Origin of the sequence: Paenibacillus sp. V4I9, assembly GCF_030817295.1 — a bacterium.
Lineage (GTDB): Bacteria > Bacillota > Bacilli > Paenibacillales > NBRC-103111 > Paenibacillus_E.
In genome coordinates this window covers 1928650-1940363 of the sequence record NZ_JAUSZE010000001.1, presented here as the reverse complement: position 1 = coordinate 1940363, position 11714 = coordinate 1928650, and the positions used below count along the sequence as shown (strand labels likewise).

The following is an 11714-nucleotide window of genomic DNA, read 5'->3' as shown; positions in this document are numbered from 1 at the left end:
AGGTCCCACATCGTAATAAGGATTCAATATTACCAGCCTTTATAGTCTTTTACGTTTTCTGTCGTAACGAAGTCAGTTGGAAGTTTAATTAATGGTTCCACTTTTTCACCAGCAAGAACTTTAAATGCCGTTTCAACCGCGATTGTAATCATATTAAAAGGATTTTGTGCTGAGCTTCCAACATAGCTTTTGTTTTCTTTAAGTGTCGTCACTGCATCCGGAGATCCATCCACACCAACAATAAACATTTCCTTGTCACGACCGGCTTGCTCTGCAGCAATTTTGGCGCCGATACCTGTTGGATCATTAATAGCAAATACGGCGTCGATTTGCCCTTTACCGTTTGCTTGTAAGATGGTTTCCATCTTAGCAAGCGATGTTTCACGATTACCGTTACCATTTTGATTAGCAACGATTTTGATCCCCGGAGCTCCTTTGATCGCTTCCTTAAATCCAGCAATACGATCTGTTACAGCCGATACTGGCGGACCATCCAATACGGCAATATTTCCTTTTCCATTCAACCGTTTAACCAAATATTCACCTGCTATTTTTCCTGCTTGAACGTTATCCGAAGTTACACTCGCATTTACGCCACCTTCAGAAATTGTATCGACAGAAATGATGGGGATACCTGCTGCTTTAGCTTGACCCACTGCTGCTGCAATACCTTTGGTATCTACGGAACTTAGAATAATCATACTTACTTTTTTAGTAATAAAATCTTCGATTTGAGCGGTTTGTGTAGCCAAATTATCTTCTGCACTAACGGCGATAACTTCACCACCGTGTTTCTTAGCAGCTTCAGCTGCCCCTTTGGACATCGCTACGAAGAAAGGATTGCTTAAGTTTTGTACGGTCAAACCAATAACTACTTTTTTCTTTGGTGCCGGATCTGCTGCTTTAGCTGCGCTGGCTGTTTCTGCTGGCGCCCCAGTTGCTGCTGCGGGTTTTGTTTCCACTGCTTTACCACAAGCAGTAAGTGCAAATACAACAAAGAGTAACAACATAATCTTCATGTTTTTCATTTTTAATTTCCTCCGAATTTTTATAATTTTTTAACAATAAGTTTGGCGCTAAATCCCCCAAGTGAAGATAGGCATAAAGACTTTATTCACTTACCTTAACGAACCCTCACCTCCCTTAAAAGAGTGGATGCTTGTTTTTCCGTGTCTTCATCATACCTTCGATCAAAACTAAAAATAATAGAAAATCTTCTTGCAACTGTTGAAATTTTTCTAATAGGCTGTTTCAGTTGGGTTGAATGACTTTCCCCGGAAGCTGATCCGACTGCTGAAATTTTTTCGGGGAATTGCGTTATTAAAGCCTATTGCTGCGGTACCGCCTTATTGGACCACCAGTTTTGACATCAGGCATCACTTTGCCTTTTTCAACTAGAGACTTAAGATATTTTAGTGCAGTATTTCTGTGGATTCCAACTGCTTGAGCTATCGTAATCGGGGAATAGGCCTCTGTCTTATTTTCGATAAATTTGAAAATAGCAAGTTCCGTTGGACACAAAGGCGGTTCAATTATATTTGATTCAATCCCCCACTTCGCTAACGCATGCATCATCTGTTGTTGGCAGCGGCGAGGCTGCTCCAGTATGCTATGCAGTGAAAAGCGAAGCACCTTCCAATCGTCAATTACAAGGTCATTCTGGCGGAACCGGTCATCTGAAAATTTATACGAATCCGCGTTATAACCATGTGTTCCCTTATCGTCTACTTCGATGCAAATTTTGATGACGGGCGATGGTTTGGCCAAATCCAGGTATCTGAAGCCGTCTTTAAAATCGATCACTTCGTACTCAGCAAGCCAATCGTCAAAACTCCCGACAGCGGGCCAAAACACATGGATAATGAATTTCTTTAGTGAAAAACTCAGGCCCTTTTGCAGCCGCTTACGCCGTTCACCTGTGCACGACTTGATTTGAAATGCCATCCACTTTTCGTATGCAGCACGAAGCTGCAGATTCATTTCACCGTTTATTTTTTCCATCTTCTTCTCCACCTTGAGGAAATAAAATAGCCGCTTGCTCCGGAAATGAATTTCCGGAGCAAGCGGCGTGTACTTCACGACCTGATAATGGATAATTTACTTCAAGTTAAGCAAAATTACAATAGGATTTTTGAAAGAAGCACTACCTTGAGCACTAGCGTGCTGCGGCTGACGGATCTGCCGACCTTGCGCACAATTTTTGTGTGCTAGCGTCCGGTGGCGACGGATCTGCTGACCTCGCGCACAATTTTTGTGCGCTAGCGCCCGGTGGCGACGGATCTGCCGACCTTGCGCACAATTTTTGTGCGCTAGCGCCCGGTGGCGACGGATCGCTGACCTTGCGCACAATTTTTGTGCGCTAGCGTCCGGTGGCGCCGGATCTGACGACCTTGCGCACAATTTTTGTGCGCTAGCGTCCGGTGGCGACGGATCTGACGACCTTGCGCACAATTTTTGTGCGCTAGCGTCCAGTGGCGACGGATCTGACGACCTAGCGCACAATTTTTGTGCGCTAGCGTCCGGTGGCGACGAAAAAGCCCTAACCTGATATGGGGAATCCGGCTAGGGCTAACTATCTTGTTTACTTCTATTCTATGACTGGCAGCCAAATATTAACGGTAGTTCCTTTCCCTAATTCACTCTCGAAATGCAGCCCATACGGATCTCCAAAATGGAGTTTGATTCTTTGATCCACATTTTGCACGCCGATACCACTCCCTCGCACAGACGTACGATCTTTTTGGTACATGTTATGGATCTCCTCCGGAGACATTCCAATGCCATTATCGATGACCTGAAGAAGAATACGGTCCCCCTTACACATCCCCGTTATTTGAATATGACCTATCCCCGCATTATTTCTTATTCCATGATAAATGGCATTTTCTACTAAAGGCTGTAAAATAATCTTGATCACCTTATAGGAAAGGATACTCTTATCCACATTGATTTCAAAATCCAATTTAGATTTGTACCGCATTTTCTGGATCGTCAAATAGTTTTTGATGTGTTCGATTTCGTTAAAAATAGAAAGGAATTCTTGTCCTTTACTAATGCTTAAACGGAATAACTTAGCTAAGGAAGCCGTCATAAGGATTACTTCCTTCGACTTTCCAGTCTCTGCCATCCATATGATTGAATCCAACGTATTATAAAGGAAATGAGGATTTATCTGAGCTTGCAGCACTTGTAACTCGCTCTTTCTTTTTAACTCCTGTTCCTTCACATTTTGCAGCATCAGTTCTTTGATCTCTGTCGTCATTCGATTAAATCGATTACTTAAATGTCCGATTTCATTGGAGCTTTGAATATCAACCTGAATGTCGAAATTCCCCTTCTCTACCTCTTTCATCGAACTTTCAAGATGTTTAATGGGCCTTGAAATACGCAAGGATAGAACAAAAGATAGCAACACAGCGATGATAAGAAACCCTATACCTCCAAAAAAAGTATACGTTTGCAACTCATCTTTATTGGAGACTAATTCTTCCACATAAGTAACCCCGACAATTTTCCATCCGGTACTTTGCGATGTTTTAATCGTGTACATCCGGCTATTTTTACCTTCTGAAGTCACAAAGCTGCTGCCAGGAGTACGCATAACTTCAGAGATCAATTCAATTTTCTGATTGTTATTAATCATTTGCTGCTCCGGGTGATAAACAATATTTCCCTGTGCATCCACTATGAAAACATATCCCCTATTTCCAAGCTTAATCTTGTTACAAATATCATTGATGACACTATAATTTAAGTCTACAAGCAGTACACCGAGCTTTTCATCTCCGACATCACTGCTTAGTTCACGACTTAAGGATATCACTGAATTATAGTCGTTAAGAATCATATTTTGTACATGTGAAGAAGAGATAACGACTCTCCCCTTCGCTTCAATTGCCTTCTTATACCAGCTTTGTTCCGTTGGATCCACTTGTGGATTTAGTTTAATCTTTTCATTGTAAGGGATAATCTCCCCATTTGTACCAAATATAAGAATCGACGAAATATCTTTTCTTGTATTCAACACGGTATTCAGTTGGAAGGATATTTTCTGTTTCAAGTCTTCCTTACCGATCGCACCAAGATATACCTGCTTCAAGAGGTACTCTTTGATATCATAATTGGAAAGAACCATTCGTGAAATATTGTCCATATAATTGATGTAGCTATCTATATTTGAGCTTACTTGTCCCATGAGCTGATAGGTATAATCGCGTGAATTTTTTTTCACAGCATCTGTGGAAAGATGATAAGACATCCATGCAATCACCGTAATCGTGACCACAATTAAGCATGAAAAAGCGACAGCAATGGTTGACTGGATACTTTTGAAACGAAAAAAGTGTATGATTCGATTTCTTACCATGTTTACGCCCCTTTACACCATTCTGCGATACACAGTCGGGGTCATACCCGTCGCTTTTTTGAAAATTAAATTGAAATAATGGGGGTCCACATAGCCTATACGATTTGCGATTTCGTAAGTCTTCAAATCCGTACATTTAAGCAATTCTTTCGCCTTTTCCACACGAATCCGAGTTAGATAACTTATGAAAGTTTCTCCGGTATGGTTTTTGAAAATAAGGCTAAAGTAACTTGTGCTTAGAACCAGATACTTACACACCATATCCATGGAAATTTTCGCATCTGCATAATTTCCCTTTATATATTCTTCCGCCTTCAAAGCTTGCATCTTGCAAAAGTTGTTTCTTGTTTCGAGGATGGAACCTGTGGTATGCAAACAATAATTTTTCAGCCAATCTTCCACTTCATCAAGTGTTTTTAACCCGTAAATTTCGGTCAATGGGTTTAAAGATGAGCTATGAAGGGTTTCACGAATCTCAAGCTCATCCAAAACATCCAAAATCGAGACGATGATTTGCTGTATGTGAATATAACAGCGATCCATTGGCAGATAGGATTCCTTCAGATTTTCAATGATTTTCTCAATGATCAATTCTATCTCTTGCTGAGTTCCTGACTTTAAGGTAGTAGCGAGCTTCCTTTCCCAATGTTTATCGTAAGGAATGCTCTCACCCAGTCCCCCTTCAATGTCGCCGAAATGTATGATCCGATTTTTCCCAAGAAAAAAGCGATAATCAAGAGCAGATGAAGCCCTTTTATGAGAATGATGAATTTTATTTAGAGAAGAGCAAATATCTCCTACACCAATGGACACTGTAAATTTCAAATACTCTCTTACCGATTGATTGATCTCTTCGAAAATTTGTACTGCCTCTTCACGGAGCGTTTCCATATTCTCGCCAGAGAGGATTACAATAGTTTTTTCATTATTGTTTTGGAACACGAGTCCGTTCTTTTTTCTTGTAATAATTTCTCCGCTAATATTACACACTGCAAAATATAGCAGTTCACTCTCGCTTTCGGGATAAAATCTTTGCAGTTCTCCATGATCATCTACATCAATCACTGCGACTACATAATGGCTTCCCGGTAAATCAATATCCAAATAGGCAAGCTTATCCTCAAGCTTGCTTTCTCGTAGATCTCCTGTAACCAATTGATTCAAGAACCGCTCTCTTACGAGAGGCAAACTCTCTCTAAGCTGCTGCTTAAGCTTGCTTAAATCCTCTAGCTTACGATTCTCATCATCAAGATCTGACTTTACCTTGGAGAGGATTTGACATAATTCATCGGCCGTATTCGGTTTCAAAATATAATCATGTACCTTCAACTTCACTGCTTGCTGTGCATATTCAAAGTCATCGTAACCCGTAAGTATAATGATTTTGGTCTGAGGATAATGTTCATAGAGATAGCGTGACACTTCTAAACCGTCCATCAAAGGCATGTTAATATCCGTTAAAACCACATCGGGTTGAAGCTGTTCGAGGGATTGGAGCACATCACGACCATTTTCAAAATCGCCAACGACCTCAAATCCCAGCTCATCCCAGTTTAGACTATCTCGTATTCCCTCTCTTACGTTGTCTTCGTCATCCGCAATGATAATCTTATACATTTCTCTCACCACTATGCTTTCGAAATTTTATGAGAATATTACCAGCCTTTGTATGTTTCTACATTATCTTGGGTAATCAGGTCCACAGGAATTTTAATTAACGATTCTATTTTTTCACCTTTAAGAACTTTAAAACCCTCATCCATTGCCAATTTAATCATTTCAAACGGGTACTGTGCTGAGGTCGCAACAAAACTTTTCTTTTCTTTCAGCGCTTTAACGGCATCTGGTGCTCCATCTACACCTACAATAAACATTTCTTTATCGCGACCTGCCTGTTCCGCAGCCATTTTAGCACCAACGCCAGAAGGGTCATTCGTTGCAAATACAGCGTCAATTTCCCCTTTATTATATGTTTGCAAAATGGTTTCCACCATGGAAGCCGATATTTCACGGTTGCCATACCCATTTTTTTTAGCAACTACTCTAATTCCTGGAGTAGCTCTAATTGCTTCTTCAAACCCAGCGATACGATCCGTTACAGCAGATACAGGAGGGCCATCAATGACAACAACATTTCCTTTTCCATTTAAGCGCTTAACAATATATTCCCCAGCTAATTTTCCAGCAAGAAAGTTATCTGAGGTTACAACCGTGTTCACGCCTCCATCTGCACCTACGTCAACTGCAATGACGGGGATTCCCGCCGCTCTAGCTTGACTAACAGCACCCGCTATACCTTTGGAATCTACAGCATTTAGAAGAATCACATTTACTTTTCTTGCAATAAAATCCTGGATTTGAGCTGTTTGCTTAGCCAAATCACCCTCTGCACTTACTGTGATTACATCAGCACCATGCAGCATAGCACCTGCAGTAGCGCCTTTGGACATCGCAACAAAGAATGGATTACTTAAATTTTGCAAAGTAAATCCTACCACGACATCTTTCTCTTTATTTGCCGGTTCTGCTTTTTCTGTTACTGCAACCGTTGCTTCAGATGTTTTTGAAGACTCCGGTATTTTACTTGAAAAGCATGCTGTAAGCGCAACCAAAGAAAATGCAACAAATACATATGATAATACTTTTATGCTTTTCATAATAAACTAGCCCCTAATAATTTTTTATTTACTATTCGACATATAAATCTGATTTCCTTTGAGCACTATCTTTGTTGAAGCGCTTGATTACAACATTTTTAAAGATCGCGGTGCCGCCTTCCGAAAAAAGGGTAATTCCTTGATCGTTTAATTCTGGGAAAATTTCATTGGAAAAAACGATGGTTCCATCATCCATAAAGACTTCAATGCTTGTTTTATCGACGAGAATCTTTAAGTGAACGTGCTTCTTACTCACATCAAAGGGTGCCCTGCTTTCACCATATTTTCCACTCTTGTCAGGCTGACCTGTAAAAGCTCTGTTGACATAAGAGTACCCGCCTTCTGCAAAAACACCTACATCTACATGGCGGTTTTTGTCTGTTGATTCTCGAAGTCTTAATCCTACACTCTTGATCTCTGACCATGATATATCTGTCTCAAGCTGGTACGCATCTCCTGTTACATGAAGAGTTTCAGAGCCATTAACCTCTATTTGTTTCAACGAATCCGTTGTATTTGTCAATTGATTCAATGCTTCAATGGGTTGTGAAACCAAACGATACGTATCGCCATCATGTTTTAAGTTAATTTGACGAACAATCGAATCCATTCCGTTAAAGCCCTCTTGCAGTGTTGGACTATTATGTGGATAATCCCAATTATTCATCCATGCCAAAGCATAACGATGGTTGGGTTTATCTCTGTCTTTCCCTTCTTCAAACGTGACAGCACCATACCAATCAAAGCCGTAATCTAACCACTGAGGGTCACTTTGATCAGGGAAAAATTCCTTTCCATTAAAATGTCCAGTCCAATAGGCGTAAGTGTTTGGTTTACCTGTCGATTTACCATTTGCACTGGCACCAAGAACCCATTTCATTGTCCCGTCATTCGCTCTCATCAGATAAAGATCAGGGCACTCTACAATTCCGATATTTTCAGTTAAAAAGCCGCTAGTATAGTGCCAATCTTTTAAATTCTGCGACTCATAAAAACCAATCTTCGTCCCTTCCGCCATTGCCATCACCCACTTACTAGTCTGATGATCCCAGATGATTTTCGGGTCTCTAAAATCTTTTGTGCCCGGATTCGGGATAATGGGATCGTCACGATAAGAAGTAAACGTTTTTCCTTTGTCCGTACTGTACCACAGATATTGTTCCTGCTTCCCGCCTTTTGCAGATGGCTGTGTCACGATCGCGACAAGCGCCTCTTTTCCAAAGCCAGCCGTATTTTTCTCGTCCACAACGACTGATCCGCTCCATGTATCTCCATTTCTGGTTGTATATTTAGGAATGGCCACCCCTTCATCTTTCCAATGCACCAAATCCGTTGATGTCGCATGCCGCCATTCGGTTCCATTTCCGTTCGGATAATCATGATTATAGAGATAATAGTAATGATACTTTCCATCTAAATAAATCGGCCGCTGAGGGTCGTTTTTCCATTTGTCAGGCGTAGTGAAATGATAGCTAGCTCGATACGTTGGCAAAACTGAATCGATGGTTTCGTTCTTCAATCCTATCGTCACCAAAATAATGAAACAAATCATAACTACACCTATTCGTTTTGCTGCTTTCTTATGCTTTGTTGTATAGTTCAAGTTGGCACCTCCTCGCCCAGCTGCTGTTTATTCCTTTTGCAAAAAAAGAAAACGCCGATTTACATCGGCATTTTCTATTGCATTATTGAGGATGTTTTCATTATTTTTTGTTAATCTACTTCGTGTCAGTCGTTAATTGCCCTTGTGCAAGGATACTATCACCCACAACCGAAGTTTTTGAACCATTAATGTTCAACAAGAAACTCGGCGCAAAGGTAGATTTGTGGTCTGCATATAAACCTCTGTTTGTCATGTAACTTGTGATAACCACATTTTTACCGTCAGCTTGCGGTACTGCAAAGTGAGAATAAGTCCAGGTAAGATCTTTAGGACCAAGATTCATGTTTAATACAAGTCCGCTGTCATTTAACGGTTTGTATGTTCCTGTTAAGGAATCGGACACATAGCCTAACATGTAGACATCATTCCCGCCGATTCCATCAATCGTCATTTTGGATCCCCTGGAATCTGTGAATAAATACCATTTATCATTCATTTTAAATACGTTGGCACGTTCGATTTCATCTGTTACTGTGTTCGATGCAATTAACGGTTTCATGACTTTTTTCAACGTATAATCGTCGTTCAATTCAATAATACCTAATGCGCCATTCGCTAACTCAGCAGCACGTTTTTTAGGACCTTGCAGCAATTTATTTTTTTCATCCTGGAAGAATGGCGTGTTTCCGCCGTAGAAAGCTTTGTTGAAGAGCGATGCCTCTCCTTGATAACCAACTTCCGTTCCTGTGTTAGCTTCGAAAACAAGGTATTTATGACCGTTGTCTTCCACATAGTGAGGGTCTCTTAATGTATGATTATCCGAATAGTTCTCCGCTTCGATTCCTTGCATAACATTTTGATAGATTTTGCCGTCTCCGCCATCAAATATCGATTTGAGATCCTGGGCGCCATCAATTTTAAGCGTACTTTTATCTGGTTGAGATACATTGACTTGAGCTGTTGTTAAGGTTTGTTTACCATAAAACCCGTGATTGGGGTCCCAACCCTGACGATCTGTATAGAATAAGCGAACTTTTCCATCCGATGTTAAGGTTGCGGATCCTGACCATTCTTCTGCTTGATATTTGAGAAAAGGATCGTTAGGAACGAATTTATCGCTATCCTTAAATACTCTTCCAGCATTTTTCCAGCTATCAATAGAAGTATCGCCTACTTTTTGATAGAACATGTAGACAAATGTGTCCCATCCTCTTTTAGGATCTCCTGCTAAAGCAAAAACGATATTGTAGCCATTATAATTTGCTACTGTTCCATCAGCGTTTTGCAGTGGCCAGCTATCCCAAACATCGATATCGATCAAGTTGCCCTGCTCATCATAACCTTTTGCCGAAGGAATGTTTTTTATTGTTGATGCATCGAATTGAGGTGCTTGAAATTGTACACTCTTTTGTTGTTCAGGTATTTTCAGCATATCAGAGCGTGTAATGTGGGAAAAACCATAATTTTCTTTGTAATCCGCATTGTCTTTTTCTTTAGCAAATGCTTGAGCACCACCTCCTACCAACATTGCTGTTGTCAAGCTTACTGTTGTTGCCCGTTTAACAAATTTTTTGATGTTCATAATCTTACAACTCCTGTTCTATTGTATGTTTTTTTCTCTCCACAATTTATAGTTTAAGGCAAAGGGAAAGTTATGAACATGTCGTACATTGATAGATTTGCAGGCTTATATTGATTCAGACGGACGGGGACACTCGATCCAAAGCACAAAATAACCCTTACCGCTTTGATACTAAGTATCAGAGGCGAAAGGGTTATGAATCTAAAAAGCCAATTATTTCTGCTCAGCCTTTTTCCAGGATTTTTGGAATTCCTGCAGCAATTGGTCGCGGTTAAGCTGTTTACCTACATAAGCTTGCATAGCATAGCCGAACTCTTCTCTTGCCCTCGTAGGAAATTTAAACCAGTTCCAGGGCAATGTTTTCTTATCCTTTGAGTAACGAATAATATCGTCCACGAGCGGTCCTGAACGGTCCGTCTCTATATTTTTAAACGCAGAAATAAAATGGAATTGTTCCTTCATAAACGTTTTGCCTTGTTCCGATGAAACCATCCAGTTTAAGAATTTCTTTGCTTCTTTCTTTTTCTCCGGCGAAGATTCTTTGTTTACAACCCAGTTATTGGATACGCCCACCGGCAAGGCATCGTTTCTGGCATCATCATTAATCGGAATGGGTAAGAAACCGATACTCATATTCGGCGTTATTTGATCAATCTTAGATTGAGCCCAATTCCCTTGTTTCAGGATCGCAGCTTTGCCGGTTGCAAACAAAGCGACTTCGGCATTATAGTCGGTCGTCAGAAAATCTTTATTGCCGTATTGAACGGTCAAATCCAGCATTCGAGTCAGATCTTCGAACTTTTTGTTCCCTTCGATGGATTGCGTTCCGTCGTTCAAAGCTTGAATAAAAGCGTCTGGGTCATCCTGCTGGGCAAAAGCAATATTCAACATGAGAATGAAAAACCAACTATCTGAATATCCGACCGCAAAAGGGGTAATACCTGCGGAATGCAGCTTTTCCGCCGCTGCCTTTAATTCGGAGAGCGTTTTTGGCAGTGTGTCGATACCAGCCTTTGCGAATAAATCCTTATTATAGATAAAGCCGTAGCCTTCTAAATTTACAGGCATCCCGTAAATTTTCCCGTCCATCTTCATCGGCTCAAGGGCCTCATCAACCACATTTTTCACCCACGGCTGATCGGATAAATCCTCCAGATACCTTCTCCATGCCTTCGCTTCTTCGTAACCGCCATTAGGGAAGATATCGGGACCATTATTTGCTGCAAATCTTGCTTTCAATTCGGCAAGGTAGTTTGCCCCTCCGCCAAAGGTTAAAATATTCATCTTTACATTCGGATTTTCTTTCTCGTATTCCTTTACCATCTGCTCAAACTCCGTGGAAATTTCCACTTTGGGATTCAGTACCTCCAAAGTGATTTTCTGATCAGCACTCATTGTATCTATTTCTTTCACCGAACGATTGTCCGCCCAGCAAGAAGAAAGCGCTAGGGTTAGCAACCCAGCTAAAATGTATTGAAAAACCTTGATTATCATGATACCCCCTCG

General features: G+C 40.8%; 8 protein-coding genes. All 8 read right to left on the bottom strand.

Annotated elements, in window-relative coordinates; translation table 11 throughout:
* Positions 1-29: 29 nt before the first annotated feature.
* Entirely contained in the window at positions 30-1028 is a 999-nt protein-coding gene (locus QFZ81_RS09020) for a substrate-binding domain-containing protein (RefSeq protein ID WP_307445366.1), read from the bottom strand.
* Between the two features lie 292 nt (positions 1029-1320).
* Positions 1321-2001, bottom strand: coding sequence for a response regulator (locus tag QFZ81_RS09015; protein ID WP_307445368.1), 681 nt, complete (start codon positions 1999-2001; stop codon positions 1321-1323).
* Between the two features lie 586 nt (positions 2002-2587).
* On the bottom strand, positions 2588-4366 hold the full coding sequence (locus tag QFZ81_RS09010) for a sensor histidine kinase (RefSeq protein WP_307602382.1): 1779 nt from the start codon (positions 4364-4366) through the stop codon (positions 2588-2590).
* A gap of 12 nt (positions 4367-4378) precedes the next feature.
* The gene (locus QFZ81_RS09005) at positions 4379-5983 is read right to left on the bottom strand and encodes a response regulator (RefSeq protein WP_307602380.1); all 1605 of its coding nucleotides are present in this window, start codon (positions 5981-5983) and stop codon (positions 4379-4381) included.
* A gap of 38 nt (positions 5984-6021) precedes the next feature.
* Complete coding sequence (locus tag QFZ81_RS09000) at positions 6022-7023, bottom strand: substrate-binding domain-containing protein (RefSeq protein WP_307445375.1); 1002 nt, start codon at positions 7021-7023, stop codon at positions 6022-6024.
* 31 nt (positions 7024-7054) lie between these two features.
* Positions 7055-8626 (bottom strand): glycoside hydrolase family 32 protein, encoded by a 1572-nt coding sequence (locus QFZ81_RS08995; protein ID WP_373462671.1) that lies wholly within the window; start codon positions 8624-8626, stop codon positions 7055-7057.
* Between the two features lie 115 nt (positions 8627-8741).
* Positions 8742-10208: a glycoside hydrolase family 68 protein gene (locus tag QFZ81_RS08990; protein WP_307602379.1), complete on the bottom strand. Its 1467-nt coding sequence runs from the start codon at positions 10206-10208 to the stop codon at positions 8742-8744.
* A 213-nt stretch (positions 10209-10421) separates the two neighbouring features.
* A complete protein-coding gene (locus tag QFZ81_RS08985; protein ID WP_307602378.1) occupies positions 10422-11702 on the bottom strand; it encodes an ABC transporter substrate-binding protein in 1281 nt (426 codons plus the stop codon).
* Between the last annotated feature and the right edge of the window lie 12 nt (positions 11703-11714).